This is a genomic window from Flindersiella endophytica, assembly GCF_054779015.1.
Map to the genome: position 1 here is coordinate 116262 of NZ_BAAGYY010000020.1, position 26222 is coordinate 142483.

Here is a 26222-nt window from a genome sequence, read left to right on the forward strand (position 1 = left end):
CTCCGATGTCCTCTTCGAAAGCACCGGACACCGGAGAGGACCAGACGCACATGAACCGCAAGGCGATCATCTTCCACGGGACGAACGCCAACCCCGACGTCGTATGGCTGCCGTGGCTGCGCGACCAGCTGACCAAGCGCGGCTACGCCGTCGAGGTGCCGCACTATCCCGACCTCAACGTCGAGCCGATCGCGACGTTCCTGCCAAAAGTGCTGGCCGCGCACGCGTTCGACGAGCAGACCGTGCTGGTCGGCCACTCCGGTGGCGCGGCACTGCTGCTGGCTGTCCTCCAGCACATCGAGGTGCCCGTCGCGCAGGCGATCCTGGTCGCCGGCTACTCCACGCAGCCCAACACCAGCGACGAGCCCGTCCTGCAGCCGGAGTACGACTGGGCCGCGATCCGCGCCCACGTCCGCGACCTCTACCTCGTCAACTCCCGCCACGACCCGTACGGCTGCGACGACAAGCAGGGCCGTGCGATGTTCGAGCGGCTCGGCGGCACCCAGATCGTCCGCGACGACGGCCATTTCGGCGACTACAACCAGCCGTACCCCACGTTCGAGCTGCTGGACAAGCTGATCGACTGACGCGTCAGCGCTGGGGCGCGGCGGCGAGCATCGCGAGCGCCGCCGCGGCCAGGATGGCGCTGACCCAGGCGGCAGCCCGGTAGTCGTGCGTGGTCTCGGTCGCGACGCCGGCCAGCAACGGGCCGGCGAACGCACCGACGTTCAACGCCGCCGTGGCGAACGCCCCGCCCAGCGCCGGCGCCGCCGACGCCTCCCGCATAACCCGGCCCACCAGCGTCGAGCCGACGCCGAACGACAACGCGCCCAGCACCAGCGCGAGCCCGAACAGCGCGATCACCTGCCCACCGGCCACGGCCAGCAACACCCACCCGGCGGGCAGCACGACAGCCGCCGGCACCAGCGCCCGGCCGTCCTCCAGCCGGCCGGCCGCCGTCACACCCGCGAACGAGCCCACGCCGAACGCCGCGAGCAGGGCCGGAACGGCGACCTCCGGCAGCCGAGCGACCTCCGTTCCGATCACCGCCAGGTAGGCGAACGTCGCGAACGTGGCGCCGTTGACCAGCGCCGCGAGTACGAGGGGGACCTGCACGGGCCGCGACCGCAGCGCGCGGGCCTCCTGCCGGAGCGACACCTCCGTACGGCTCGCGCCCTTTGGTGCAGAACGGAAGACCAGCGCCAGCGCCGCCACCGCCCAGAAGACCGAACGCCAGCCGGCCCACGCACCCAGCAGCGCGCCGGCCGGTACGCCGGCCACGCACGACAGCGTCACGCCCGAGATGAGTACGGCCGTGGCGCGCGCGTGCTTCGAGGGCGGCACCAGCGCGGTCGCCACCGACATCGCGACCGCGAGAAACCCGGCGTTGACGACCGCCGCGATGACCCGGGTCGCGAACAACAGCGCGAAGCTCGCTCGCGGCGGCACCCACCGCTGTGTCATCTGCGGCTCCGCCGCGTGGCTCCAGGTCGGCGGCGATTCCCGGCACCAGACCGGCCAGCATGAACTCCGACGTGCCCTGCGCGAACACGGCAAGGCTGAGGACATGAACGAAGAAAGGCACGGATCGACTCCCGGACGAAAGACACGGATGTGGACACACGTGTCCGGTCGCTGGATGCGAGGTCGATCACAGACCGGTGAAAGAAAACGGTCAGGCAGCCCGCCGCCGAGCAACCGGCGGCGCGCATCTGTCTGACTCGGGACTCACCACGAATCGAAACGATACAACGAAAACTAGCCCTCGACAGCCGCATATCCGCCGAGCGCCAGCAGCGCGCTGCCGGACGCGACCTTCGGCCAGCGCGGCGCCGGGCCGCCCTGCCGGGCCAGCCGACGGTGTACGACGCCCGAAAGGCCCACGGCCACGATGTCGGCCAGGCTGTTGAGCGTCACAGAGATCACGCCGAACACCACCGACTGCAGGATCACCCAGCCGCCCGCCGGGTCGACGAACTGCGGCACGAACGCCAGGAAGAACAAGGCGGTCTTCGGGTTGAGCGCCTCCGTCAGCGCGCCTTGACGTAACGCCGCCCACCCCGAGCCGACGCCCCGCAGCGCCACGGTCTCGACCGCGGCCAGCTGCCGGCGGGCCTGCCACAGCAGTCGCAGGCCCAGGAGCACGAGATAGGCCGCACCGACGTACTTCACGACCGTGAACGCCACCGCCGACGTCGCCAGCAGAGCAGAAAGCCCCAGCGCCGCGGCCACAACGTGCACGCTGCCGCCGATCGCGGTGCCGGCAGTCGAGATCAGCCCTTCGCGCCGGCCGCCGCCCAGCGTGCGCGCGGCGACGTAGAGCATGCCTGGCCCGGGAATCGCCGCCAGCACGACAGCGGCGGCCAGGAAGGCGGCGAACCGCTCAGCCGAGATCACGGAGCGTGCGAGCTAGACGTTGAAGCCGAGCGCCCGCAGCTGCTCGCGCCCATCGTCGGTGATCTTGTCGGGACCCCACGGCGGCATCCACACCCAGTTGATGTGGAACGCGTCGACCAGCCCGTCGAGTGCGATCTGCGTCTGGTCCTCGATCACGTCGGTGAGCGGGCACGCCGCCGACGTCAGCGTCATGTCGAGCGTCGCCGTGCCGTCGTCACCGAGCTGCACGCCGTAGACCAGTCCGAGGTCGACGACGTTGATGCCGAGCTCGGGGTCGACGACATCCTTCATCGCCTCGAGGAGATCGTCTTCGGAAACCTTCGTCGCCTCGGTCATCGACCCTCTCCATTCGAGCCATTCGAGTCACCACTGCCGTCCAGCGCCTGGGCCGTCGCGTCCTTCCAGGCCATCCACGACAGTAGCGCGCACTTGATCCGCGCTGGGTACTTGGAGACGCCGGCGAACGCCACGGCGTCCTCCAGCACCTCCTCGTCGGGCTCGAGCTGCCCCTTGGACTGCATCAGCCCGAGGAACTCCTCGTGCAGCTTCATCGCGTCGTCGACGCTCTTGCCGCGCACCAGGTCGTAGAGCACCGATGCCGACGCCTGGCTGATCGAGCAACCCTGGCTGTCGTACGACACGTCCTGAACCACTCCGTCGACGACCTGCACCCGCAGCGTCACCTCGTCGCCGCAGGTGGGGTTGATGTGGTAAACCTCGGCGTCGTACGGCTCCCGCAGTCCCTTGCCGTGGGGGCTGCGGTAGTGGTCCAGGATGATCTCCTGGTACAGCGCCTCGACCTGCATCGTCAGTTACGTCCCTAGCTAGACACCTTGAAGAACTTCTTCACTTGCTCAACGCCGTCGACCAGCGCGTCAATTTCCGCGGTGGTGGTGTAGAGGTAGAACGAGGCTCTGGTCGAGGCCTGCACGCCCAGCCGGCGATGCGCGGGCCACGCGCAGTGGTGCCCCGCACGCACCGCGACACCGAGCTCGTCGAGCACCTGCGCGACGTCGTGTGGATGCACGCCGTCGATCTCGAAGCTGATCGCGCCGCCACGATCCACGGCCTCCTGCGGTCCGAGGACCGTCAGGCCGCTGACCGACTTCAGCCCGTCGAGCGCGTAGGCCAGGATCGCCTGCTCGTGCGCGGCCACGTTGTCCATGCCGATCGCCGAGAGGTAGTCGACCGCGGCACCCAGCCCGATCGCCTGTGCGATCGGTGGCGTGCCCGCCTCGAACTTGTAGGGCGGCGGAGCGTAGGTCGAGCGCTCCATCCGGACGACCTCGATCATCTCGCCACCACCGAGGAACGGCGGCAGCTGCACGAGGAGCTCGCGCCGTCCCCACAGCACCCCGATGCCGGTCGGCCCGCACATCTTGTGCCCGGTGAACGCCACGAAGTCCGCGCCCAGCGTCGAGAAGTCGACCGGCAGCTGCGGCACCGCCTGCGACGCGTCGACGACCACCAGCGCGCCCACCTCGTGCGCCCGCTGCGCGATCTCGCGTACGGGGTTGACCGTGCCGAGCATGTTGGAGACGTAGACCAGCGAGACCACCTTGGTGCGCTCGTTGATCAGCTCGTCGACGTTCGACAGGTCGAGGCGGCCTTCCTCGGTGAAGCCGAACCACTTCAGCGTCGCGCCCGTCCGCTGGCTGAGCAGCTGCCACGGCACGATGTTGGAGTGGTGCTCCATCTCGGTGATGACGATCTCGTCGCCGGCCTTCACGCCGTACGGAGCGTCCGCCCAGGCCAGCGTGTTGGCGACGAGGTTGAGCGCCTCCGAGGCGTTCTTGGTGAAGATCACCTCGTCGACGCTCGGTGCCTTGACGAACTCCGCGATCTTGGTGCGCGCGGCTTCGAACGCCTCTGTCGACTCCTGGCCGAGCGTGTGCATCGCCCTGGCCACGTTGGCGTTGTGGCGCTCGTAGTGCTCGTCGAGCGTCTCGATCACGTGGCGCGGCTTCTGCGAGGTGTTGGCGCTGTCGAGATAGACCAGGGGCTGGCCGTTCGGCAGCACACGTTCGAGAACCGGGAAGTCCTTGCGGATCCGGTCCAGCTCCTGCGGGTCCAGCCCTGACACGGTCATCGGTTTCGCGCCTGCCTATCGATTACTTCGCAGCGGCCTTGAGGTAGTTGGCGTAGCCCTCGGCCTCGAGCTTGTCGGCCAGCTCCGGTCCGCCTTCCTCGGCGATCCGGCCGTCGACGAAGACGTGCACGAAGTCGGGCTTGATGTAACGAAGGATCCGGGTGTAGTGCGTGATCAGCAGCACGCCCTTGTCGCCCTTGTTGTGGAAGCGGTTGACGCCGTCGGAGACGACCTTCAGCGCGTCGATGTCGAGGCCGGAGTCGGTCTCGTCGAGCACCGCGAACGTCGGGTCGAGCAGCTCCAGCTGCACGATCTCGTGGCGCTTCTTCTCACCGCCGGAGAAGCCCTCGTTGACGCTGCGCTGCGCGAAGTCGCCGTCCATGCCGAGCCGGTCGAGTGCGCCGTTGACGTCCTTCACCCAGGTACGCAGGGCGGGCGGCTGGCCGTCGATCGCGGTCTTGGCCGTACGCAGGAAGTTGGCGACCGAGACGCCGGCGACCTCGACGGGGTACTGCATGGCGAGGAAGAGCCCCGCCCGCGCCCGCTCGTCGACGGTCATCGCGAGGATGTCCTCGCCGTCGAGCGTCACCGAGCCGCTGGTGATCTGGTACTTCGGGTGGCCGGCGATGGAGTACGCCAGCGTCGACTTGCCCGAGCCGTTCGGGCCCATGATCGCGTGGGTCTCCCCCGACTTCACGGTCAGGTCGACCCCGCGCAGGATCTCCTTCGGACCGGCCTCGGTCTCGACCGAGACGTGCAGGTCGCGAATCTCAAGCGTGCTCACGGGGTTAGTTCTCCTTGTAGTTCAAAGGGTTCTCGATGTCGACCAGCACGTCGTCGCCGTCGACCTTGACGGGGTAGATGGGTACGGGCTCGGTGGCCGGCAGGCCGGTGGGCTGCCCGCTGCGCAGGTCGAAGCGCGAGCCGTGCAGCCAGCACTCGATCTCACCGTCCTCGACGTCGCCTTCGGACAGCGCGACCTCGGCGTGCGAGCACACGTTGTGGATCGCGTGCACCTCGCCGCCGTCGCTGTGCACGATCGCGACCGGCACGCCGTCGACCTCGACGCCGACGGCACTGCCCTCGGCGACCTCCGCGAGCGGGCAGGCCTTGACGAACGTCACGCGCCGCCTCCTCCAATGGAGGCCGGGGCCAGGCTGGAGCCGCGCTCGAGCTCACGTTCGACCGCCTGCATCAGGCGCTCCTCGAGCTCCGGAACGCCGATCCGCCGCAGGATGTCGGCGAAGTAGCCGTAGACGACCAGCCGGCGGGCCTCGTCGGCCGGAACGCCGCGCGACTGCAGGTAGAACAGCTGCTCCTCGTCGAACCGGCCGGTCGCGCTGGCGTGACCCGCGCCCTCGATCTCGCCGGTCTCGATCTCGAGGTTGGGCACGGAGATCGCCCGGCAGTCGTCGGTCAACATGAGGTTGCGGTTGTGCTCGTACGTCGTGATGCCCTCGGCCACCTTGCGGATCAGCACGTCGCCGATCCACACGGTGTTGGCGCCCTTGCCCTGCAGCGCGCCCTTGTAGTCGACGTTGCTGCGGGTCTGCGGCTGGTTGTGGTCGACGAACAGCCGGTGCTCGAGGTGCTGACCCTGGTCGGCGAAGTAGAGACCGAGCGACTCGACCTCGCCGCCGGGACCGGCGTACTCGGTCGAGACCGTCATCCGCACCAGGTCGCCGCCGAACGACACCACGATGTGCCGCAGCGTCGCGTCGCGGCCGACCTTGGCGTGGTGCGCGCTGTGGTGCACCGAGTCGTCGGCCCAGTCCTGCACCGAGACGAACGTGAGATGCGCGCCGTCACCGACGACGATCTCGACGTTGTCGGCGAGCACCGCCGAGCCCTCGTGCTGCAGGACGATCGTCGCCTGGCTGAACGGCTCGGCCTCGACCAGCACGTGGCCGGCGGCCGCCTCGTCGATGCCGTTGCCGCGGTGGGTGAACACGCTCGCGGTCTCGGCCACCGTGTCCTTCGGAACGGTGATCCGGAACACCCGCTGCGAGGCCTCCCACGCGCGGGCGCTCACGCGGTCCATCGGCAGGTAGCCGGAGGCGCCCTTGACCCCGGCGGAGTCAGCGGCGACGGTCTCGGCCTTCACGGCCGGATCGGCGGCGGACTCCACCGTGTGCTGGTCACCGCTGCCGAGCGGGGCGTCCTGGTGCAGGCCGCGCAGCCGCTTCAGTGGCGTGAAGCGCCAGATCTCCTCACGGCCGGTCGGCACCGGGTGGTCTTCGACCGCAGCCGAGCCACTCGGGTGCAGGTGTGAAGCCGGCTTCTCCGCACCCGCTCCATGGGAGTGAGGCTTGATCTCGGGCATGACAGCAAGTCGCTCTTTCTTCTTCGTACGAACGGGACAGGTCTTGGGGTATGCCGCTAGCCGACTGCGCCTTCCATCTGCAGCTCGATCAGCCGGTTGAGCTCCAGGGCGTACTCCATCGGCAGCTCGCGCGCGATCGGCTCGACGAACCCACGCACGATCAGCGCCATCGCCTCGTCCTCGTTGAGCCCGCGGCTCATGAGGTAGAACAGCTGGTCCTCGCTGACCTTGGAGACGGTCGCCTCGTGGGCCATCTGCACGTCGTCCTCGCGGACGTCGACGTAGGGATAGGTGTCGGAGCGGCTGATCGTGTCGATCAGCAGCGCGTCGCACTTGACGTTGAGCTTCGAGCCCGCGGCACCCTCACGCACCTCGGCCAAGCCGCGGTAGGAGGTGCGGCCACCGCCACGCGCCACCGACTTGGAGATGATCGTCGAGGACGTGTTGGGCGCGCAGTGCACCATCTTGGCGCCGGCGTCCTGGTGCTGGTCCTCACCCGCGAACGCGATCGAGAGCGTCTCGCCCTTGGCGTGCTCGCCCATGAGGTAGATCGCGGGGTACTTCATCGTGATCTTCGACCCGATGTTGCCGTCGACCCACTCCATCGTCGCGCCCTCGGCGGCGGTCGCCCGCTTGGTCACGAGGTTGTAGACGTTGTTGGACCAGTTCTGGATCGTGGTGTAGCGGCAGCGCGCGTTCTTCTTCACGATGATCTCGACCACAGCGGAGTGCAGCGAGTCGGTGGAGTAGATCGGCGCCGTGCAGCCCTCGACGTAGTGCACGTAGGCACCCTCGTCGACGATGATCAGCGTCCGCTCGAACTGGCCCATGTTCTCGGTGTTGATCCGGAAGTAGGCCTGCAGCGGGATCTCGACGTGCACGCCCGGCGGCACGTAGATGAACGAGCCACCGCTCCACACCGCGGTGTTGAGCGCGGCGAACTTGTTGTCGCCCGGCGGGATGACCGTGCCGAAGTACTCCTTGAACAGCTCGGGGTGTTCCTTCAGCCCGGTGTCGGTGTCGAGGAAGATGACACCCTGCTCCTCGAGATCCTCACGAATCTTGTGGTAGACGACCTCGGACTCGTACTGCGCAGCGACACCGGCGACCAGGCGCTGCTTCTCCGCCTCGGGGATGCCGAGCTTGTCGTAGGTGCTCTTGATGTCCTCGGGCAGGTCGTCCCAGGTGGTGGCCTGCTTCTCGGTGGAGCGCACGAAGTACTTGATGTTGTCGAAGTCGATCGTCGACAGGTCGGCACCCCAGGTCGGCAGCGGCTTCCGGCCGAACAGCTTCAGACCGCGTAGCCGCATGTCGAGCACCCACTCGGGCTCGTTCTTGAGCGCCGAGATGTTGCGGACGACGTCCTCGTTGAGGCCGCGCTGTGCGGTCGCTCCGGCTGCGTCGGAATCGGCCCATCCCCACTGGTAGCGGCCGAGGCCTTCGAGCTCCGGATGCGCGGTGCTGGTCATGAAGTAGTCCCTCCGGTCCGGACCCGTGTTCCGGTGGATTGGTTATCTGCTGGTTCTTGCCCGACCTTGGCGACGTCGGCGACGTCCGCACGGGGTACGTGCGTGGTGCACACGCCGTCGCCGTGCGCGATGGTCGCAAGTCGTTGGACATGGCGCCCGAGCAGACGGGAGAACACCTCGGTCTCCGCCTCGCACAGCTCGGGGAACTGCTCGGCGACGTGCGCCACCGGGCAGTGGTGCTGGCACAGCTGCTCACCGAGCCGGGCGGGCTGGACCGAGGCAGCGTACCCATCTTCGGTCAGCGCCTCGGCCAGCGCGGTTGTTCCCGGTCCGTCCGGATACGTCTCCGCGATGCTGCGGTAACGATCCTCGAGCCGGGCAACCATGCGGCGAGCGAACTCGGTGACCGCTTGCTCACCGGCCGTTTCCTTGATGTAGCGCAGAGCGCTCAACGCGAGCGCGTCGTAGGCCTGGTAGAAGGCATCGCGGCCGGTGTCTGTGAGAACGAACACCTTCGCCGGACGGCCGCGCCCGCGCGGGCCGCGAATACGCTGCTGACGAGCCTCGACCACGCCGTCGGCCAGCATCGCGTCGAGATGGCGGCGAATTGCGGCGGGAGTCACACCGAGCGCCTCCGCCAAAGCGGCGGCGGTCTGCGGTCCGTGCTCCATGATCAGGCGGGCGACCCGTTCGCGCGTGCGCTGGTGGCCCTCCTGAGCAACCTGCGCCGCATCGCCCTCACCAGGCACCATGGCGGTGTCCTGGCCCTCGGCGGGCTCGCGCAGGTTTTTCACAACACCATTGTGCCTTTAATAGCTGGGGCAGACCAGCCAGGCATACCTAACCCACCCAAACGGGCGACAGATCGGCCTAGACGATCTGTTCCAAGGGTCGCCGGTCAAGCGCGCGGCGCATGGCGCCGTTCGTGGGGGTGGGCACAGCCGGAGGAGGAGCCAGGAAGGGCCTCCGGCGATCGACGACAACGCAGCCAGCGTGGGGCCAGGGCCGCCGCAGCCCGGCGACACTTACAGGACACCCCTAGACTCCTCCGGTGTCCGACATTCCCCGCCGTACGAGCTCTCGGGTGATCCTGCTCGACGAGCACGACCGGGTCCTCATGATCAAGGTGCGGGACGACGCGATCGTCCTGCCCGGCTCGCCTGTTTCGTCCGAGTTCTGGATCCTCGTCGGCGGCGACGTCGAGTGGGGCGAGAGCTGGGATGAAGCCGCGCTGCGTTCGGTGTTCGAGGAGACCGGCATCGGGGATCTCGACATCGGCCCGTGCGTCTGGACGCTGGATCGCGAGGTGCTCTGGTCCGGCCAGACGGTCCGGGTGCTCGAGCGCTACTTCCTCGGCCGCACGCGCGCCGCGGTCGACCAGCGCTCCGTCGTCCGCGAGCACCGTTGGTGGGCGCAGGAGGAAATGGAGGCGGCGAGCGTACGACAGTCGTTCCTGCCGGAGGGACTGCCCGACCTGCTGGCGGACGTCCTGACGTCGCCACCGGACCATCCGATCGAGCTCTGAGAGCCTGACAAGGCAACCTTGCCCGAATTCCTGTCCGGACGGCCCTTGCCGCCCCGGTCCGTGACGCGGATCGTCGTGAGTCCGATTCACGAAAAAAGGGGGCGGGCCATGGCAGACATGCTCGCGAACCAGGAAGACATCGCCACCAAGGAAGAACTGGCTGAGCTCGACGTGCTCGTCATCGACGAGGACGACTCGCTGGCCGACGCCGATCCGGATCCCGTCAGCAAGCTCGGCCTGCTGGGCGGACCGAAGTCGGTGTCGCACGTACACGCGTCCAACCTGCTGAAGCTGGCCAAGAAACAGGTGGGCCTGGGCCCGAAGAAGTTCCACGACTTCTACGGCGTGAAGACCGCGTGGTGCGCGATCTTCACGATGTGGGTCGCCCACAACGCCGGCGACCGCTCGCTCGTCCCGTGGTCCGCGCGCTGCTCGGTCCAGGTCAAGGAGTGGAAGGCGCGTGGCCGCTGGCACGAGGCGACGGCAGACCCCAAGGTCGGCGACCTGTTCTACATCGCAGGCGGGCCGCACGGCGTGCAGCACGTGGGCTTCGTCGCCCAGGTCGGCGAGGATGGCAAGTTCTGGACGGTCGAGGGCAACTACGACAACCGCGTCGCGCGGGTCGCGCGGAACTGGAAGACCAAGAAGAAGAACAAGACGGTCGCGGGCTTCGGGCGACCGGACTACGCCGGATCCGCGGCGAGCGGCGACTTCGCTCCGTTCCCCGGCGAGGCGTTCTTCAAGAGCAAGCCGCGATCGGCGCTGATCACCCGGATGGGCAGGCGGCTGGTGGCGGAGAAGTGCTCGGCGTTCGAAGTGGGTCCCGGGCCGCAGTGGGGCGAGGCGGACCGCAAGTCGTACGCCTTGTTCCAGCGCAAGCTCGGCTTCAACGGCGCCGACGCCGACGGATTCCCCGGCCCGGCCAGCTGGCGCAAGCTCAAGGTGCCGAAGGTCTGACGCTGTTCTGACGCTTCGGGAGAGAGTGGGTACGCGGCTGGCCGACCGGGTGCGGCCAGCCGCGCACCGCTGGCCGCCACGCCGTGCTACTCCTTGTGACATGGGCGCTTTGAAGCAGTCGTTCGCGTGGTGGTCGTTCGCACGTAACGGGATCGAGCCGGAGGAGCTGGTCGCCGGCGCGGCGCGGATCGGCTATGCCGCCACCGAGCTGGTCGGGCCGGACCACTGGCAGCTGGTCAAGGATCACGGGCTGCGGCTCGCGTCGTACGGCGGGCACGCGTCGATCGAGTCGGGGCTGAACCGCCGGGAGAACCACGACCGGATCGAGCGGGAGATCCTCACCAACCTCGAGCTCGCCCAGACCTGGGGCATCGCGAACCTGATCTGCTTCAGTGGCAGCCGCGAGGGCCTGTCCGACGAGGCCGGCATCGAGGCCACGGCCGAGGGATTGCGCCGGGTCGCGCCGGCCGCCGAGGAGGCCGGCGTCACGCTGGTGCTGGAGCTGCTGAACAGCAAGGTCGACCACCCCGACTACCACTGCGACCGCAGCTGGTGGGGCCTGCGGGTCGTGGAGCAGGTCGGGTCACCGCGCGTGAAGCTTCTCTATGACATCTACCACATGCAGATCATGGAGGGCGATCTGATCCGCACGATCCAGGATCATCACAGATCTTTCGGGCACTACCACACGGCGGGCAACCCCGGGCGGCACGACCTGGACGACTCCCAGGAGATGAACTACCCGCCGATCTTCCGGGCGATCGCGGGCACGGGATACGACGGATTCGTAGGCCACGAGTTCGTTCCGCGCGGCGAGCCCGTGCAGGCCCTGCGCGCCGCGTACGAGGCCTGTGAGCAGGCCGTTACCGCCGTTTCCGGCTGACGGTTCTACACTCGCCAAACGTGGGTGACTTGGCGGTTGAGGTCGACGAGCTGGTCGTGACATACGGCCACGGTCGCAATGCCGTGACCGCGGTCGACAAGCTCAGTCTCGCCGTCGAACGCGCCACCGTCACCGCCATCCTCGGCCCCAACGGTGCCGGCAAGACCACGACGATCTCCGCCTGCGAGGGCTACCTCAAGCCGCGGCACGGCCGAATCTCCGTACTCGGGCTGAAGCCCCTCGCCGACCACCGGCGGCTTTCCGCGCGGGTGGGTGTGATGCCGCAGGAGGGCGGAGCCTGGTCCGGCGTACGCGCGGAGGAGCTGTTGCGGCACTTCGCGCGGATGTACTCCTCCCCGCTCGACGTCGGCATGCTGGTCGAGCGGCTCGGGCTCGGCCAGTGCGGGCGCACGCCGTACCGCCGGCTGTCCGGCGGCGAAAAGCAGCGGCTCGGCCTGGCCTGCGCGATCGTCGGGCGCCCCGAGCTCGTGTTCCTCGACGAGCCGACCGCGGGGCTCGATCCGCAGGCGCGGCACGCCACCTGGTCGCTGGTGCGCGACCTGCGCCGCGACGGTGTCACCGTGGTGCTGACGACGCACTACATGGAAGAGGCCGAACAGCTCTCCGATCACGTCTATGTGGTCGACCGCGGCTCTGTGATCGCGGCGGGCTCGCCGGCCGAGCTGACCGAGCGCGGCGCGGAGAACACCTTGCGGTTCAAGGGCCCGGCCGGGCTCGACGTCCGGTCGCTGGCCGTGGCCTTGCCGGAGGGTTGCCGGGTACGCGAGTCGTCGCCGGGCAACTACCTCGTGATCGGCACCATCGACCCCCAGCTGCTGGCGACGGTCACCGCCTGGTGCGCTTCGTACGGCGTGATGCCGGACGGGCTCGCGGTCGAGCGGCACACGCTGGAGGACGTCTTCCTCGAGCTGACCGGCCGGGAGCTGCGCTCGTGAGCGCGCCGGGCGTGTTCGCCCCGCGGCCGGGCGCGGCACCGCTCGGGCGGATGGTGCTCGCGCAGGGGCGGATGGAGACCCGGCTACTGCTGCGTAACGGCGAGCAACTGCTGCTGGCGGCCGTGATCCCGCTGCTCGTGCTGTTCGCAGGGGCGTACGCGCCGATCGCGCTGGGCCCCGGGCGGCGGATCGACGTGCTGGTGCCGGGCGTCCTGGCGCTGGCGGTGATGTCGACCGCGTTCACCAGCCTCGCGATCGCGACGGGCTTCGAGCGACGGTACGGCGTACTGAAGCGGTTCGGAGCCTCACCGCTCCCCCGGCACGGGCTGCTGGCCGGCAAGGCGCTGGCCGTGTCGTTCGTGGAGTTGTTGCAGATCGTGGTGATCGGCGTGACCGGGCTGCTGCTGGGGTGGCGGCCGGAGCTCAGCCCGGGGCGGGTTCTGGCGTTCGTGCTGCTGGTGATCGTGGGCACGGCGGCCTTCGCCTCGCTCGCGTTGCTGATGGCGGGTGTGCTGCGTGCGGAGGCGACGCTGGCCGCGGCCAACCTCGTCTACCTCGTGCTGCTCATCGCCGGCGCGACCGTGCTGCCCGCGTCGGAGTACCCCGGTCTCCTTGCCGGCTTGACGTCCTGGCTGCCGTCGGGCGCCCTGGCCGAAGGCATGCGATCGGTCTTCCTGGCGGGTGATGGGCTGGCGTGGATGCCTCTCGGCGTGCTGGCGCTGTGGGCTCTGGTCGCGGGGTTGCTTACGGCGAAGACGTTCCGCTGGGACTGAGCAGCTCCCAGTAGTCCTCGGCTGCCGTTGTGCTCCAGACCGGGTCGCCGTGGCCGTAGTCGTCGACGACGGTGAACTGGACGTTCTCGTTGCCTGCCTGGCGGATCAACTCGGCGCCCTGCCGATGGTCGCCGCGGCCGAGCTCCGCGTTCACCCAAGAGACGTCGGCGCGGATGTTCGACCAATCGATCTGGTAGACGCTCTCCTCGCCGGACCAGATCGCCAGCAGGTCGCGGATCAGCTCGGTCGAGGCGGCTTCGGTGTCGAGCTTGCGGGCCTGTTCGTGGAGTACGTGCAGCGGCGAGTGGGCGATCTCGAACGTGTCGTCCGCCGGGTTCTCGCCGAACGTGTAGCGGCCCGCGATCAGACCGCCGTGGTAGATCCAGTTCGTCAGGCCGGGCAGGCTGCCGGTGTTGATCAGCGCGAAAAGGGCAGCGCCCTGGTTGGTGAAGGCCTTCGTACGGTCCGGTGGCCAGGGCACCGCGGAGGCGCCCCACGGATCCTGGACGGCCTTCTCGATCAGCCCGCCGAGGCCGATCGGAATCGTCGTCCGGCCCTGGTCGAGTAAGGCCTGTGCGCCGGCCAGCGACTCGGCCGCGCGCCGGCGCAGGTCCGGCTCGGTGAAGGCACCGGTGGTGTCGATGACCATGAGCCGTTCCAGGCCGTCGTCGTAGGTGGCGGCGTAGTCGAGAGCGAGCGCGCCGCCCGCGGAGTGGCCCACGAGGTCGTAGGAGATGTCCAGACGCTCGCTGAACAACGAGATGATCTTGTGCGCATCCTGCTTGAGCCTGGCCAGCCCGCCCGGGCGGGGCCCGATGCCAACCGCGCAGAGTCCCTGCTTACGAAGGAAGTGGGCGAGGTTGCGGTAGGCCGGTGTGAAGTAGTTCGCGGCGAAGTTCAGGCCGCCGCCGGGGAGCATGAACACCAGCTTCCGCGGCTGACTGTCGAGGTCGCCGACCACATCGACCAGAAGCGGAGAGCCTTCGTCGCGGGCGGCTACCTGCTGGTGCGTCCAGGTGCCCGCGCGTCGCTGCCGGCGGAGCTCGAACGAGTCACCCAGCAGGGACTCCAGCTTCTTCCTGAACATCCTGCCAAGTTATCGTCTTCGACCATGACCGATTCCGCTGTCGAGAAAGTCGTGGCCGCCCTGCGCGAGGGTGGCGCTACCGGCGAGGTCGTCCATCTGCAGGTGGATGTGCCGACCGCCGCCACCGCGGCCGCCGAGCTCGGGTGCGAGGTCGGCGCGATCGCGAACTCTCTGATCTTCGCCGCCGGCGACGAGCCGGTGCTCATCCTCGCCAGCGGCGCGCACAAGGTCGACACCAAGCTGGTGGCGCGGACGTTCGGCCTGCAGAAGCTGAAGCGCGCCGATCCCGACTTCGTGTTCGCGGCGGCCGGGCAGCGGGTCGGCGGAGTCGCGCCGGTGGGGCATCCAACCCGGCTGCGTACGTTCGTCGACACCTGGCTGCAGAAGTACGACACGATCTGGGCGGCCGGCGGCGAGGCTCACACGGTGTTCCCCACCACGTTCGACGAGCTCGTCCGGCTCACCGGTGGCACTGCGGCCGACGTCGCGGCCGACTGACCTACGACGCGTTGTCGTACCCCGTCTAGGCTTGTTACCGTGCGGCTACCTCACCCTGAAACGATCCCCCTTCGGGCCCTGGCGATCGCCTCGCTGGTCGCGAACATCGGCATCGTCGTGACCGGCGGCGCGGTCCGGCTGACGGGCTCCGGCCTGGGCTGCCCGACCTGGCCCCGGTGCACCGACGAGTCGTGGACGCCGCACGGTGCGATGGGCGTCCACGGCGTGATCGAGTTCGGGAACCGCACCCTCACCGGTGTCCTCGTCGTCGTGGCGATCCTCACCTGGATCGCGGCGATGCGCGACCAGCCGCGCCGGCCCGGCGTCCGGCTGCTGGCGACGCTGCTCGCGTTCGGCATCCCGCTGCAGGCCGTGGTGGGCGGGATCACCGTCCTGACCGACCTCAACCCGGTCTGGGTCGCGCCACACCTCATGCTGTCGATGGTCCTGGTCGTGGGGTCGACCCTGCTCGTCCGCCGCGCCAGTGAGCCGGGCGGGGCGGTCTCGGCGAGCGTGCCGCAGCCGCTACGGGTGCTCGCGTGGCTCACGTTCGGCTGGACGTTCGTGGTGCTCTACGTCGGCGCGCTGGTCACCGGCAGCGGCCCCCACGCGGGCGACGCGCAGGCCATCCGTACGGGCTTCGACACCCAGGCCATCAGCCAGCTCCACGCGGATGTGGTGTGTGTCCTGATCGGCCTCACGATCGGCCTGCTGTTCGGCTTCCGGGCGGTGCGGGCACCGCGGCGAGCCCAGCGGGCGGTGGTGTGGCTGCTGGCGGCCGAGCTGGGCCAGGGCCTGGTCGGCATCGTGCAGTACGTCACCGACCTCCCGGTCATCCTGGTCGGCATCCACATGCTCGGCGCCGCCCTCACCATCGCAGCCGCGACGGCGGTCGCCCTCAGCACCCGCGACCGCGCCGAGCTCGCTGCCGCGGCCTGAGCGCTCGGCAGGGACTGTCGGTGGCAGGGCGTAGCGTGGCCGTCGTCGGTTTCGCGAGTCGAGGAGGACGCGCAGATGGCAACGCTCAACGACACCACCCGCACATTGTTCGACAGTGCGAATTTCGCCGTGCTGTCGACGATCGAGCCTGATGGCAGGCCGCACTCGACCGTGGTGTGGGTGAAGCGCGACGAGGACGACCTTCTGTTCGCGCTCCCCATGAGCCGGCGCAAGATCGCCAACCTGAAGCGAGATCCACGCGCCACCGTGGTGGTGTTCGATCGCGCCGATCCCTACGTGAGCGCACAGGTCCAGGGCACGGCGACCATCGAGGCCGACCCGGATGGCGCGCTGATCGACGAGCTGTCGCACAAATACACCGGCGGACCGTATCCCGGCTTCGCCGGTCCGAACCCACAGTGGGCGACGGTGCGCATCACGGCCGCCAAGGTCACCCCCTGAGCGCGGCGTCAGCGGCGACGTAAGGATTTCCGGGCAACCGATGACGGCCCGCGTTGAGTTGTAGCGGCCGGTGCCCAGCTCGGTGATCGCAGCGAGACCGGCACGTGGACTCGCCCCAATGGCAACGGCGGCCGCCCCGGGCCGAACTGGCCCGCGGCGACCGCCGTCGTGAGTTGCTTGCCTAACTCACCCGGCTGGCCTGGCGGTGGCGAGGCTTCTTGGCGCGGGAGCTGTCCGGACGCGGCTGGCGCTCCGGCTTGCCCGGCTGCCGCTCGGTGCGCGGCTGACGGTCACCACGCGGCTGGCGGTCGGAACGGTCCGTGCGCGGCCGGTCCGAGCGCTCGGTGCGCGGACGGTCCGGTCGTTCTCCGCGGGGGCGGTCCGAACGGTCAGCGCGCGGACGGTCGGAGTGCTCGCCACGCGGGCGATCCGAGCGCTCAGTACGCGGCCGGTCGGACCGCTCACCGCGCGGCCGGTCCGATCCCGAACGGTCGCTGTGGAAGCGGTCGGAACGGTCGCCACGGGGGCGGTCCGTGCGCTCACCACGCGGGCGGTCGGAGCGGTAGCCACCGCCGCCACCCTCGCGCCGCGGGCGGCGGGGGCGGTCGAAGTCCTGCCGCCGGATCACGATCGGCGTGCCGGAGGTTGCCACCTCGCGCACGGCGTCGTGGCCGGGCTCGACGTCGACTGTGTTGGCGCTGACCTTCGCGCTCTCGTGCAGCCGGTTCACCTCACGCCGCTGGTCGGGGAAGACCAGCGACACGACCGTGCCGGTCGCGCCCGCGCGGGCGGTGCGGCCGGAGCGGTGGAGGTAGTCCTTGTGGTCGCCGGCCGGGTCGAAGTGGACCACGAGGTCGACGTCGTCGACGTGGATGCCACGCGCTGCGACGTCGGTCGCGATCAGCACGCGCGGCTCGCCGCCGGCGAAGCTCGACAGCGCACGCCGCCGGGCGCCCTGCTTGAGGTCGCCGTGGATCGCGGCTGCCTCCACGCCTTCGCGGCGCAACTGCTTGGCCAGCCGGTCGGCACCGTGCTTCGTACGAACGAAGAACAGCGTGCGGCCGGGCCGCCCGGCGATCTCGGCGGCGACCGGAACCTTGGTGTCGGGCGACAGCACGAACACCCGGTGGTCGACCGACTCGACGGGCGCCGCGGCCGAAGCCACCGCCTGGAAGGCGGGGTTGTCGAGGTAACGCTCGACGAGCTCGCCCACACCGCGGTCGAGCGTCGCGGAGAACAGCATGCGCTGGCTGCCCGAACGCGTCATGTCGAGCAGCTTGGTGACGGCCGGCATGAAGCCGAGGTCGGCCATGAAGTCGGCCTCGTCGAGGACGGTGATCTCGACCTGGCTGAGGTCGCACTCGCCCTGCTCCACGAGGTCGATCAGGCGTCCGGGCGTGGCGACCACGAGGTCGGCGCCGTCGCGCAGGCCGAACACCTGCTTGCGCATGGACGCGCCGCCGTAGATCTCGAGCACGTCGACCTGCAGCGCACGGCCCAGCGGCCGCAGCACGTTGGTGACCTGCTGCGCGAGCTCACGGGTGGGTACGAGCACCAGCCCGCCCGGCGAACCGGCCGCGCGGGTGCCGACCTGCTCGCCCAGCCGGGCCAGCATCGGGACGCCGAACGCCAGCGTCTTGCCGGAGCCCGTCTGCGCCCGGCCGAGGATGTCGCGGCCGGACAGGGCGTCGCGGAGGGTACGGGACTGGATCGCGAACGGGGCGGTCATGCCGCGCCGGCTGAGAGCGTCGACGAGCCGGCCGGGGACACCCGCCTCGGCGAACGTCTCGGGGAGGTTCTCGGGCGTTTCGGCGGCCGCGGCGTCGAGCGCGGCATCGAGGGCGCGGTCGCGCTCCTTCGCGGGGCTGAGTTGTCCGCTCCCCGCGACCGAGGGTCCGCCGCGGCGGCCGCGACGGCTGAAGTTAGAGGAAGAACGGCGGGACGAGCTGGCCGCGCTGCGAGCACGGCGGGGTGCCTGTGGCATTAAGTGATGAGCTCCGGTCACATGTCGGGTCGGTCGTCGGCCGCGGCATCTGCGGTGGGCTCGACCGTGGCAGGCCGTCGTCAAGGGCCTGGGTGGATCGGAACGCTTCGAGAGGCGACCGCGCGCGTCGAGCAAGGCTGCTGACACGCAATCGCGGTGACATCGTGCCACCGCCGGAGCAAGTGTACCCGGTCTTTCGTCACGGACCGCGTCAACACCATGTATGCCGCCCAAATGTGCGGGAAGCTGGGTCGCATGAGCACGTTGCGGCTGGACTCGACGGCAGGCCGGTGGCTGATCGTCGCGACCGTTCTGGGTTCCGGGATGGCCTTTCTCGACGGCACGGTGGTCAACGTCGCCCTGCCGGCGATCCGCGACGAGCTGGGCGGAGGGCTGGTGGTCCAGCAGTGGGTCCTCGACGGCTACCTCCTGACGCTCAGCGCGTTGCTCCTGCTCGGCGGCGCGCTCGGCGACCGCTACGGCAGGCGGAAGATCTTCCTGATCGGGCTGATCGCGTTCTCGGTGGCATCGCTGGCCTGCGGCATCGCGCCGACCGGCGGGACGCTGATCGTCGCCCGGCTGGTGCAGGGCGTGGGCGGCGCGCTGCTCGTACCCGGGTCGCTCGCGCTGATCGACGGCGTCATCCGGCCGGAGGACCGCGGCAAGGCGGTCGGTACGTGGGCCGGGTTCTCCGGCGTGTCGTCGGCGATCGGGCCGTTCCTCGGCGGCTGGCTGGTCGACGCGGTTTCGTGGCGGCTGGTGTTCCTGCTCAACCTGCCGTTGGCGCTGATGGCGATCTGGGTGGTGCTCAAGCACGTACCGGAGAGCGCGACGAGCACCACCGGCAGGCTGGACGTGTGGGGGGCGCTGGCCGTGACGTCCGGGCTGACCGGGGTCACGTACACCCTGATCGAGGTGCCCGCTCAGGGCTGGAACGCGATGACGCTCGTCGCGTTGCCGGTCGGGGTCATCGGGCTGGCGGCGTTCCCGTTGATCGAACGCCGGGTGGCGGAGCCACTGCTGCCGCTGGAGCTGTTCCGGTCGGGGCAGTTCACCGGGGCGAACCTCACGACGTTCGCGATGTACGGCGCACTGAGTGCGGCGCTGTTCCTGCTGACGCTGCAGCTGCAGCAGACGATGGGTTACTCCGCGCTGGAGGCCGGGCTGTCGACGCTGCCGATCACGATCGTCATGCTGCTGTTGTCGTCGCGGATGGGCGCGCTGGCGCAGCGGATCGGGCCGCGGGTGCCGATGTCCGCCGGACCGTTGCTCGCCGGGGGCGGGCTCGCGCTGATGGCGATGGTACGGCCGGGGACGAGTTATCTCACGACGGTGCTGCCGGCCGTCGTGGTGTTCGGGCTCGGGCTGGCGTTGACGGTGGCGCCGCTGACGTCCGCCGTACTGGGGGCGGTGTCGGAACAGCATGCGGGCGCGGCGTCGGGCGTCAACAACGCGGTGTCCCGGGTGGCGGGTCTGCTCGCGGTCGCCGTACTCCCGGGCGTCGCGGGGATCGACGGCGCCGAAGGGTCGCTGGCGGCGGGCTTTCCGATGGCGATGCTGATCTCGGCGGTGCTGTGCGGCCTGGGCGGAGTGCTGGCATGGCTCACGATCCGCAACGCGAAGCCGGTCGACAACCACCCGCTGCCGGCGATCAACCACGCGTGCCAGGCTCCGTGCACGCTGCGCATCGAGCTGCCCGACACCAAGGTCGAGAAGTGATACCGACCCACACGATCGCGCTGCCGGAATACACCGTCGACGCGGAGCCTGACCACCTCGCGATCGGCCACAAGCTCGACGCGTTCGTGGCCAAGGCGCTCGACCCGGGCCGGTACGCCATCCGCGCGATCAGCCTGCAGGACCACCCCGGCCAGACGGTCGACCGGCTGATCGCGGCCATCACCGAGCTCGGCACCGACCGCTACGACCCGGCGCGCGTACCGGTGCTGCACGACTACTACGGCCCACAGGGCGTCGAGCTGCACGCGATCCCCTGCACGGTGGGCCCGACGGGCCTGTCGTCGACCCACGCCGACAGCGGCTCGACCATGGGCGACTTCGTGTCGGACTTCTTCCACGGCCCACCCGTCGATCGCGGCGGTGTGCCGCTGCGGCTGGACCTGCTGATCTGCTACGACCTCGAGCAGCTGGACGGCATCCGTACCGACGAGCTCGAGTCGCAGGAGACCACGGCGTTCCGCTTCAAGGACCCCGGCAACAAGCCCGCTGCCCTGCGCGCCTTCGTCGTCATCGGCCGCTGACGCCTCACTCACTCCTCGCCGTTGTCGATGGTGATTCCCAGAGCGCCGGCCATGCTGTACGTGAGCCCGAGCAGGTCGTTCCCGGCCACGATCGCGCCGCGGAAGCTGTCGACTCCGCGCACGCCCGCCAGCACGCAGTCGCTCAGGCGTGTCCCCGCCATCCGGGCGCCGGAGAACTGCGCGCCGGTCAGGTCGCAGCCCTCGAACCGTACGCCGGTGAGGTCCGACTCCTGGAAGCTCGCCTCCCGCAGGTCGCAGTCGCGGAAGACCACCTGCTTGAACCGCGAGAACCGGAACGCCGCCAGAGTTGCCCGGCAGCCTTCGAACGTCACGTCCTGGCAGAGGGTGTTGACGCCGTTCATCCCCATCAGCCGGCTCGTCGTCACGCGCACGCGGACGAACGACGAGTCGTGCGACTCGACGTTGGCGAGATCGCACTGGACGAGCTCGCAGTCGGAGAAGATCACGCGGTGCAGCCGCGTCCCCGCCAGGCTCACCTTCGAGAAGCGGCACCCGTCCAGCTCGGACAGCACCAGTTCCTCGCAGGCCGGCTCGAGCTCCCGAAACCCCATGCCGGAATACGTCTGATCGCTCACCAGCCGGCCATCGCCAGGAGTCAGCTCTACCGGCACCTTGGGCGGCGCCGGCGTGCGGTTACGCGCCACCGAGCTCGGCCGAGATCGACTTCGCGGCCTGCAGCACCGCGGCCACCGCGAGGTCGTACTTCTCACGCATCACCTCGCGCGCGAACCCGGTGATACCCACGGAGTAGGCCGCCGTCGAGCTCGCGTCGAAGACGGGCGCGGCGATGCACGCGATTTCCGCCTGCTCCTCCTCGTCCTCCACCGCGAAGCCCTGTGCACGGATCGCGGCCAGCTCCTCCTGCAGCGCCTTCTTGCTCGGCCGTTGCGCGTGCGGCCCGGCCCCCTTCGCCATCCGGTCGAGGAGTGGCCCGAGCGACGCCTCCGGCAGGTGCGCGGCGATCGCCTTGCCCAACGCGGTGAGGTTGTAGGGGGCCACCTTGCCGACGAACGTGTCGAACTGGATGAAGCCGGGCGTCGCTGCCTTGGCGACGTAGACGATCGAGGCGCCGTCGAGCACACCCAGGTGCGCGGGCATCCCGACCGCCTCGGACAACGAGCGCAGGTGCGGCTGCGTGACGCGTACGAGGTCCAGCTTCCGAACCAGCCCGGACGCCAGGCCGTACAACCGCAGCGACGGCCGCCAGAAGTGCGAACGCCCCACGACCTGCCGCTGTGCATAGCCACGCGACTCCAGCGTCTGCACGATCGCCGCACACGTCGCCAGCGGAACGCCGGCCTCCTTCGCCAGGCTGGTCAGCGTCAACGGCCCGTCCGCCTCGACGAGCGTCTCCAGCACGGTCAGCGCACGGTCAGTGGACGGCGACGCCGGCTTCTCCTTCTGCCCGCTCACGTCCTCACCCCATCCATGTCCGCAGCGTATCGGCCCGAAAGGTAGCTACCCACCTCCCACACCGCCGAGCTCCAGCCGATCGGCGAAGTGGCACCGCGACAGTCCCCCACCAACCTCCAGCAGTGACGGCTCCGAAGCCGAGCAACGATCCTCGGCGTACGGGCAACGCGGATGGAACGTACACCCGTGCGGCGGATCCGCCGGATCGGGCACCTCGCCCCGCAGCGGCACCCGCCGGCGCTGCCCGCGCAGCCGGGGATCGGGGAACGGAACGGCCCGCAGCAGGGTCTCGGTGTACGGGTGCCGCGGCCGCGCGTACAGCTCCGCGGTCGGCGCCTGCTCGACGATCCGCCCGACGTACATCACCGCCACCCGGTCGCACAGGTGCTGGATCACCGACAGGTCGTGCGACACGAAGATGTAGGTGAGGTCGAACTCCTCCTGCAGATCCTCCAGCAGGTTGAGGATCTGGCTGCGCACCGACACGTCCAGCGCCGAGACCGCCTCGTCGGCGATCACGAGCCGCGGCCGCGTGATCAGCGCCCGCGCCAGCCCGATCCGCTGCCGCTCGCCGCCGGAGAACGCATGCGGGTAACGCCGCATGTACTCCGCCCGCAGCCCCACCAGCCGCAGCACCTCGGCCACCCGGTCGGTGAGCTCGCTCCCCTGTGCCAGGCCGTTCACCTTCAACGGTTCACCGACGATCTGCCCGACGGTCATCCGCGGGTTGAGCGAGGAGTTCGGGTCCTGGAAGATCGTGCGGATCTCCCGCCGGTACGGACGCAACGCCTCCCGTCCCAGCCGCGCCAGGTCGACGGTCGAGCCGTCGCCCTTGCGGTACAGCAGTTCGCCCGCGGTCGGCTTGTACGCACGCAGGATGCAGCGCCCGAGCGTCGTCTTGCCGCAGCCCGACTCCCCAACCAGGCCGAGCGTCTCGCCCTGCCGTACGGTCAGGTCGACGTCCTCGACGGCGTTCACCGTCATGTGCCCGCCCATGCCGAGGAAGCCGTGCGACACCTTGAACCGCATCGAGAGCTGCTTCACCCGCAGCAGGTCTTCGGTCATGCCAGCTCTTCCTTCACGCAACGCACCGACCGGCCGGAGGCGCTCACGAGTTCAGGCACGGCGGCGTCACACAGCTCCGGTTCGAAGTCGTCGCAACGGGTGTGGAACGGACAGCCCTTCGGCCGGTTGTGCGGATGCGGCACAGCGCCCCGGATCGTCTCCAGCCGGCGGGTGGACCGCGGGCCGATCACCGGCACCGAACGCAGCAACGCCTTCGTGTACGGATGCCTCGGATCGTGGAACAGGTCGTCGACCAGGCAGTCCTCGGCGACCAGCCCGAGATACATCACCGTCACCCGGTCCGCGATCTCGGCCACCACACCCAGGTCGTGGGTGATGAACATGACCGCCATGCCGAGCTGCTCCTGCAACCCCTGCAGCAGCTCGAGGATCTGCGCCTGCGTGGTCACGTCGAGCGCGGTCGTCGGCTCGTCGGCGATCAGCAGCTTCGGCCGGCAGGCCAGCGCCAGGGCGATCATCGCCCGCTGCCGCATGCCACCCGACAGCTGGAACGTGTAGGCGTCGAATCGTTCCGCCGGCCTGGGAATCCCCACCGCCGCCAGCTCGTCGATCGCCCGCACGCGGGCCTCCCGTTTGGTGAGGTTCTCGTGCGTACGCAGGTTCTCCGCGATCTGGTGCCCGATCGTGTGCACCGGCGACAGCGACACCATCGGCTCCTGGAAGATCATCGCGATCTCCTTGCCGCGGATCCGCCGCATCTCGGCGCCCTTGGGGTTGAGCTTGGCCAGGTCGACCGCCTCGCCTTCGGCGTCGGGCCGGAACGACATCGAGCCGCCGACGATCCGCCCGGGTGGTTCGACCAGCTGCAGGATCGAGCGGGCCATCACGCTCTTGCCGCAGCCGGACTCCCCCACCACGCAAAGCGTCTCGCCGGCCTGCACGGTCAGGTCGACGCCATCGACCGCCCGCACCACGCCCTCGGCGAGCTTGAACTGCGTCTTCAGCCCGCGTACGTCCAGCAGGGTGGTGGCCGGAGGCGCTTCGTGCTCAGCTTTCATAGGGGTCCGCCGCATCTCGCAAGCCGTCACCGAGGAAGTTCAGCGCCATTACCGCGATCACCACGGCCGCACCCGACAGGAGCATCCACGGCGCCTGCGACAGCACCCGGATGTTCTGCGCCTCCTGCAGCAGCACGCCCCAGCTCACGACGGGTGGCTGCAGCCCGAGCCCGAGGAACGACAGCAGCGTCTCGCCCAGGATCATGCCGGGGATCGACAACGTGAGCGTCGCGATGATGTGGCTGGTGAACGCCGGCAGCATGTGCCGGAGGATGATACGCATCCGGCGTACGCCGTCGAGCTCGGCCGCGAGCACGTAGTCCTCCGACCTGATCTGCAGGAACCGGCTGCGGATCACCCGGGCCAGCCCGGTCCAGCCGATCAGCGACAGGATCAGCGTGACGGCGAAGTACGTCTTCAACGGCCCCCAGCCGGCCGGCACCGCGGCCGCCAGCCCCAGCCACAACGGTAGCGACGGCACCGACATGATGAACTCGATCGCCCGCTGGATCACGGTGTCGGTCAGCCCGCCGAAGTAGCCCGAGATGCCCCCGAGCAGAATCCCCAGCGCCAGCGAGAGAACCACGCCGATCAGCCCGACCGACATCGAGATCCGGGAGCCGTAGACGATCCTCGACAGCACGTCCCGGCCCTGCTCGTCGGCACCGAAGAGGTAGTACGGCTCGCCGGCCTCGACGGGCCCGAAGAAGTGCCGGTCGGAGGGAATCAGTCCCCACAGCTTGTACTCCTCGCCCTTGGCGAAGAACCGCAGCGCGACCCGCTGGGACTTGTCGACGACGAACTCGCGCTGCAACGTCTCGGGGTTGGCGCGCGACTTGTAGTCGTAGACGAACAGGTGTGGCCCGCCGTCCCACGTGACGTGGATGCGCTGCGGCGGGGCGTAGGAGTACGTCGCGCGATAGTGGTCCTGCGTGGCCGGCGCCCAGAACTCGCAGAACGCCGCCATCAGGTAGATCAGCCCCATCACCAGCAGGCCGACCACGGCGAGCTTGTTCTTGCGGAACCGCCACCAGACCAGCTTGTACTGCGGCGCGAAGAACACCTCGTCCGTCGCGGCCGCCTCCGGGGTCGCTGCCTTCGCCATCTACGCGTACCCCTCTCGCACCCTGGGATCGACCAGCGCCAGCAGGATGTCGGAGACCAGCGTCCCGAACACCGTGAGCACGCAGGCGATGAAGATGATGCTGCCCGCGAGGTACATGTCCTGGCTCTGCAACGCACCGAGCAGCAACGGCCCGGTCGTCTGCAGGCCCAGCACGGTCGCGACCACGACCTCGCCGTCGAACAGCGCCGGCAGCACCCAGCCGACCGTCGCGATGAACGGGTTCAGCGCGACCCGCACCGGATAGCGCGCGATCAGCGCCCGTTCTGAAAGCCCGCGCGCCCGCGCCGTCACGACGTACGGCTTGCGCAGCTCGTCCAGCAGGTTGGCCCGCAGGATCCGGATCGTCCCGCCGATACCGCCGATCGACAGCGCGACGATCGGCAGCCACAGATGGTCGAGCAGGTCCAGCAGCTTGCCGAGGTTCCAGCCGGCGTCCACGTAGTCCGGTGAGAACAGGCCGCCGACGCTCTTGCCGAAGTAGCGGAACTGGATGTACGCCACGGTCAGCGCGAGCAGGAATCCGGGGATCGCGATGCCCAGGAAGGCGATCGCGGTCATCGCGTAGTCGCCGATGGAGTAGCGCCGCACCGCGGAGAAGATGCCGGCCGGAAGCGACACCACCCAGCCGAACAGCAGCGCGGTGATGCCGAGGACGAGCGTCAACGGCAGCCGCTCGGCCAGCAGTGACGACACCGAGCGGCTGTACTCGAACGACTGGCCGAAGTCGAGGTGGAACACGATGTTCGTGATCCACTTCCAGTACTGCGCGATGACCGGCTGGTCCAGGGCGTAGCGCTCCTTCAGCGCCACCAGCTGGGCCGGGTCGACGGTCTGGCCCTGCCGTGACAGGTTGGAGACGACCGTGCTCAGGTAGTCGCCCGGCGGCAGCTGGATGATGACGAACGAGACCAGCGAGATCAGGAACACCGTCGGGATCATGTAGAGCAGGCGTCTGAACAGGTACCGGACCATCGA

At 69.3% G+C, this 26222-nt stretch carries 28 protein-coding genes and 1 pseudogene; 11 read left to right on the forward strand and 18 right to left on the reverse strand.

Going from position 1 to position 26222, the window contains the following annotated elements; genetic code table 11:
- Nucleotides 1–5 precede the first annotated feature (5 nt).
- Entirely contained in the window at nucleotides 6–587 is a 582-nt protein-coding gene (locus ACYVF6_RS23555; protein WP_460524659.1) for an RBBP9/YdeN family alpha/beta hydrolase, read from the forward strand.
- Nucleotides 588–591: 4 nt separating this feature from the next.
- On the opposite strand, the pseudogene ACYVF6_RS23560 reads toward ACYVF6_RS23555, so the two are convergent.
- The 10 genes and pseudogenes from ACYVF6_RS23560 to ACYVF6_RS23605 form a co-directional block, all read right to left on the reverse strand.
- Nucleotides 592–1585 (reverse strand): annotated as a pseudogene (locus ACYVF6_RS23560) (MFS transporter).
- Between the two features lie 173 nt (nucleotides 1586–1758).
- Nucleotides 1759–2397 carry a LysE family translocator gene (locus ACYVF6_RS23565; protein WP_460524660.1) on the reverse strand — a complete coding sequence of 213 codons (639 nt, stop codon included), beginning with the start codon at nucleotides 2395–2397 and terminating at the stop codon, nucleotides 1759–1761.
- Nucleotides 2398–2409: 12 nt separating this feature from the next.
- On the reverse strand, nucleotides 2410–2733 hold the full coding sequence (locus ACYVF6_RS23570; protein WP_460524661.1) for a metal-sulfur cluster assembly factor: 324 nt from the start codon (nucleotides 2731–2733) through the stop codon (nucleotides 2410–2412).
- On the reverse strand, nucleotides 2730–3203 hold the full coding sequence (sufU, locus tag ACYVF6_RS23575) for an iron-sulfur cluster assembly scaffold protein (RefSeq protein WP_460524662.1): 474 nt from the start codon (nucleotides 3201–3203) through the stop codon (nucleotides 2730–2732). Before sufU ends, ACYVF6_RS23570 begins: the two co-directional genes overlap by 4 nt.
- A 14-nt stretch (nucleotides 3204–3217) precedes the next feature.
- Nucleotides 3218–4486 carry a cysteine desulfurase gene (locus ACYVF6_RS23580; protein ID WP_460524663.1) on the reverse strand — a complete coding sequence of 423 codons (1269 nt, stop codon included), beginning with the start codon at nucleotides 4484–4486 and terminating at the stop codon, nucleotides 3218–3220.
- Between the two features lie 22 nt (nucleotides 4487–4508).
- Nucleotides 4509–5270, reverse strand: a complete 762-nt coding sequence (gene sufC / locus ACYVF6_RS23585) for an ABC transporter ATP-binding protein (RefSeq protein WP_460524664.1) — start codon at nucleotides 5268–5270, stop codon at nucleotides 4509–4511.
- Nucleotides 5271–5274: 4 nt separating this feature from the next.
- Complete coding sequence (locus ACYVF6_RS23590) at nucleotides 5275–5610, reverse strand: non-heme iron oxygenase ferredoxin subunit (RefSeq protein ID WP_460524665.1); 336 nt, start codon at nucleotides 5608–5610, stop codon at nucleotides 5275–5277.
- Nucleotides 5607–6809, reverse strand: a complete 1203-nt coding sequence (gene sufD / locus ACYVF6_RS23595; protein WP_460524666.1) for a Fe-S cluster assembly protein SufD — start codon at nucleotides 6807–6809, stop codon at nucleotides 5607–5609. The genes ACYVF6_RS23590 and sufD overlap by 4 nt, the downstream gene beginning before the upstream one ends.
- 56 nt (nucleotides 6810–6865) lie before the next feature.
- Nucleotides 6866–8278, reverse strand: coding sequence for a Fe-S cluster assembly protein SufB (gene sufB, locus ACYVF6_RS23600; protein ID WP_460524667.1), 1413 nt, complete (start codon nucleotides 8276–8278; stop codon nucleotides 6866–6868).
- Complete coding sequence (locus tag ACYVF6_RS23605; RefSeq protein WP_460524668.1) at nucleotides 8275–9072, reverse strand: helix-turn-helix transcriptional regulator; 798 nt, start codon at nucleotides 9070–9072, stop codon at nucleotides 8275–8277. Before ACYVF6_RS23605 ends, sufB begins: the two co-directional genes overlap by 4 nt.
- Nucleotides 9073–9329: 257 nt before the next feature.
- Here ACYVF6_RS23605 and ACYVF6_RS23610 point away from each other — a divergent pair, with 257 nt between their 5' ends.
- The 5 genes from ACYVF6_RS23610 to ACYVF6_RS23630 all read left to right on the forward strand — a co-directional run bounded on the left by ACYVF6_RS23610 (nucleotide 9330) and on the right by ACYVF6_RS23630 (nucleotide 13372).
- The gene (locus ACYVF6_RS23610; RefSeq protein WP_460524669.1) at nucleotides 9330–9803 is read left to right on the forward strand and encodes an NUDIX domain-containing protein; all 474 of its coding nucleotides are present in this window, start codon (nucleotides 9330–9332) and stop codon (nucleotides 9801–9803) included.
- A gap of 108 nt (nucleotides 9804–9911) precedes the next feature.
- Nucleotides 9912–10760: a peptidoglycan-binding protein gene (locus ACYVF6_RS23615; RefSeq protein WP_460524670.1), complete on the forward strand. Its 849-nt coding sequence runs from the start codon at nucleotides 9912–9914 to the stop codon at nucleotides 10758–10760.
- Nucleotides 10761–10860: 100 nt separating this feature from the next.
- Nucleotides 10861–11643: a hydroxypyruvate isomerase family protein gene (locus ACYVF6_RS23620; RefSeq protein ID WP_460524671.1), complete on the forward strand. Its 783-nt coding sequence runs from the start codon at nucleotides 10861–10863 to the stop codon at nucleotides 11641–11643.
- A gap of 20 nt (nucleotides 11644–11663) precedes the next feature.
- A complete protein-coding gene (locus ACYVF6_RS23625; protein ID WP_460524672.1) occupies nucleotides 11664–12599 on the forward strand; it encodes an ABC transporter ATP-binding protein in 936 nt (311 codons plus the stop codon).
- On the forward strand, nucleotides 12596–13372 hold the full coding sequence (locus ACYVF6_RS23630; protein WP_460524673.1) for an ABC transporter permease: 777 nt from the start codon (nucleotides 12596–12598) through the stop codon (nucleotides 13370–13372). The genes ACYVF6_RS23625 and ACYVF6_RS23630 overlap by 4 nt, the downstream gene beginning before the upstream one ends.
- Here the strand turns inward: ACYVF6_RS23630 and ACYVF6_RS23635 are convergent.
- Nucleotides 13344–14459 (reverse strand): alpha/beta hydrolase, encoded by a 1116-nt coding sequence (locus tag ACYVF6_RS23635; protein ID WP_460524674.1) that lies wholly within the window; start codon nucleotides 14457–14459, stop codon nucleotides 13344–13346. The two genes, ACYVF6_RS23630 and ACYVF6_RS23635, sit on opposite strands and share 29 nt — an antisense overlap.
- 24 nt (nucleotides 14460–14483) lie before the next feature.
- On the opposite strand from ACYVF6_RS23635, the gene ACYVF6_RS23640 reads away from it, so the two are divergent.
- The 3 genes from ACYVF6_RS23640 to ACYVF6_RS23650 all read left to right on the forward strand — a co-directional run bounded on the left by ACYVF6_RS23640 (nucleotide 14484) and on the right by ACYVF6_RS23650 (nucleotide 16358).
- A complete protein-coding gene (locus tag ACYVF6_RS23640) occupies nucleotides 14484–14957 on the forward strand; it encodes a YbaK/EbsC family protein (RefSeq protein WP_460524675.1) in 474 nt (157 codons plus the stop codon).
- A 39-nt stretch (nucleotides 14958–14996) separates the two neighbouring features.
- A complete protein-coding gene (locus tag ACYVF6_RS23645; protein ID WP_460524676.1) occupies nucleotides 14997–15896 on the forward strand; it encodes a COX15/CtaA family protein in 900 nt (299 codons plus the stop codon).
- 75 nt (nucleotides 15897–15971) lie between these two features.
- Entirely contained in the window at nucleotides 15972–16358 is a 387-nt protein-coding gene (locus ACYVF6_RS23650) for a PPOX class F420-dependent oxidoreductase (RefSeq protein WP_460524677.1), read from the forward strand.
- Nucleotides 16359–16539: 181 nt separating this feature from the next.
- Here the strand turns inward: ACYVF6_RS23650 and ACYVF6_RS23655 are convergent, their stop codons facing one another.
- A complete protein-coding gene (locus ACYVF6_RS23655; protein ID WP_460524678.1) occupies nucleotides 16540–18342 on the reverse strand; it encodes a DEAD/DEAH box helicase in 1803 nt (600 codons plus the stop codon).
- Nucleotides 18343–18597: 255 nt separating this feature from the next.
- Between ACYVF6_RS23655 and ACYVF6_RS23660 the strand changes: the two genes are divergently transcribed.
- Entirely contained in the window at nucleotides 18598–20061 is a 1464-nt protein-coding gene (locus ACYVF6_RS23660) for an MFS transporter (protein ID WP_460524679.1), read from the forward strand.
- On the forward strand, nucleotides 20058–20603 hold the full coding sequence (locus ACYVF6_RS23665; protein WP_460524680.1) for a hypothetical protein: 546 nt from the start codon (nucleotides 20058–20060) through the stop codon (nucleotides 20601–20603). Before ACYVF6_RS23660 ends, ACYVF6_RS23665 begins: the two co-directional genes overlap by 4 nt.
- An 8-nt stretch (nucleotides 20604–20611) precedes the next feature.
- Here ACYVF6_RS23665 and ACYVF6_RS23670 read toward each other — a convergent pair whose 3' ends face one another.
- The 6 genes from ACYVF6_RS23670 to ACYVF6_RS23695 are packed head-to-tail and all read right to left on the reverse strand — an operon-like array spanning nucleotide 20612 to nucleotide 26219.
- On the reverse strand, nucleotides 20612–21199 hold the full coding sequence (locus tag ACYVF6_RS23670; protein ID WP_460524681.1) for a pentapeptide repeat-containing protein: 588 nt from the start codon (nucleotides 21197–21199) through the stop codon (nucleotides 20612–20614).
- A gap of 58 nt (nucleotides 21200–21257) precedes the next feature.
- Complete coding sequence (locus tag ACYVF6_RS23675; protein ID WP_460524682.1) at nucleotides 21258–22037, reverse strand: IclR family transcriptional regulator; 780 nt, start codon at nucleotides 22035–22037, stop codon at nucleotides 21258–21260.
- 45 nt (nucleotides 22038–22082) lie between these two features.
- On the reverse strand, nucleotides 22083–23102 hold the full coding sequence (locus tag ACYVF6_RS23680) for an ABC transporter ATP-binding protein (protein WP_460524683.1): 1020 nt from the start codon (nucleotides 23100–23102) through the stop codon (nucleotides 22083–22085).
- Entirely contained in the window at nucleotides 23099–24121 is a 1023-nt protein-coding gene (locus ACYVF6_RS23685) for an ABC transporter ATP-binding protein (RefSeq protein ID WP_460524684.1), read from the reverse strand. The genes ACYVF6_RS23680 and ACYVF6_RS23685 overlap by 4 nt, the downstream gene beginning before the upstream one ends.
- Complete coding sequence (locus ACYVF6_RS23690; RefSeq protein WP_460524685.1) at nucleotides 24111–25226, reverse strand: ABC transporter permease; 1116 nt, start codon at nucleotides 25224–25226, stop codon at nucleotides 24111–24113. The genes ACYVF6_RS23685 and ACYVF6_RS23690 overlap by 11 nt, the downstream gene beginning before the upstream one ends.
- Nucleotides 25227–26219, reverse strand: coding sequence for an ABC transporter permease (locus tag ACYVF6_RS23695; protein WP_460524686.1), 993 nt, complete (start codon nucleotides 26217–26219; stop codon nucleotides 25227–25229).
- Between the last annotated feature and the right edge of the window lie 3 nt (nucleotides 26220–26222).

Bases quoted from the DNA above. Each gene is read 5' to 3' on its own strand.
- ACYVF6_RS23695 (WP_460524686.1), bottom strand. From the start codon at position 26,219: ATGGTCCGGTACCTGTTCAGACGCCTGCTCTACATGATCCCGACGGTG.
- ACYVF6_RS23685 (WP_460524684.1), bottom strand. From the start codon at position 24,121: ATGAAAGCTGAGCACGAAGCGCCTCCGGCCACCACCCTGCTGGACGTA.
- ACYVF6_RS23650 (WP_460524677.1), top strand. From the start codon at position 15,972: ATGGCAACGCTCAACGACACCACCCGCACATTGTTCGACAGTGCGAAT.
- ACYVF6_RS23680 (WP_460524683.1), bottom strand. From the start codon at position 23,102: ATGACCGAAGACCTGCTGCGGGTGAAGCAGCTCTCGATGCGGTTCAAG.
- sufU (WP_460524662.1), bottom strand. From the start codon at position 3,203: ATGCAGGTCGAGGCGCTGTACCAGGAGATCATCCTGGACCACTACCGC.
- ACYVF6_RS23635 (WP_460524674.1), bottom strand. From the start codon at position 14,459: ATGTTCAGGAAGAAGCTGGAGTCCCTGCTGGGTGACTCGTTCGAGCTC.
- ACYVF6_RS23690 (WP_460524685.1), bottom strand. From the start codon at position 25,226: ATGGCGAAGGCAGCGACCCCGGAGGCGGCCGCGACGGACGAGGTGTTC.
- ACYVF6_RS23570 (WP_460524661.1), bottom strand. From the start codon at position 2,733: ATGACCGAGGCGACGAAGGTTTCCGAAGACGATCTCCTCGAGGCGATG.
- sufD (WP_460524666.1), bottom strand. From the start codon at position 6,809: ATGCCCGAGATCAAGCCTCACTCCCATGGAGCGGGTGCGGAGAAGCCG.
- ACYVF6_RS23580 (WP_460524663.1), bottom strand. From the start codon at position 4,486: ATGACCGTGTCAGGGCTGGACCCGCAGGAGCTGGACCGGATCCGCAAG.
- ACYVF6_RS23615 (WP_460524670.1), top strand. From the start codon at position 9,912: ATGGCAGACATGCTCGCGAACCAGGAAGACATCGCCACCAAGGAAGAA.
- ACYVF6_RS23660 (WP_460524679.1), top strand. From the start codon at position 18,598: ATGAGCACGTTGCGGCTGGACTCGACGGCAGGCCGGTGGCTGATCGTC.
- ACYVF6_RS23655 (WP_460524678.1), bottom strand. From the start codon at position 18,342: ATGCCACAGGCACCCCGCCGTGCTCGCAGCGCGGCCAGCTCGTCCCGC.
- ACYVF6_RS23620 (WP_460524671.1), top strand. From the start codon at position 10,861: ATGGGCGCTTTGAAGCAGTCGTTCGCGTGGTGGTCGTTCGCACGTAAC.
- sufB (WP_460524667.1), bottom strand. From the start codon at position 8,278: ATGACCAGCACCGCGCATCCGGAGCTCGAAGGCCTCGGCCGCTACCAG.
- ACYVF6_RS23555 (WP_460524659.1), top strand. From the start codon at position 6: ATGTCCTCTTCGAAAGCACCGGACACCGGAGAGGACCAGACGCACATG.
- ACYVF6_RS23640 (WP_460524675.1), top strand. From the start codon at position 14,484: ATGACCGATTCCGCTGTCGAGAAAGTCGTGGCCGCCCTGCGCGAGGGT.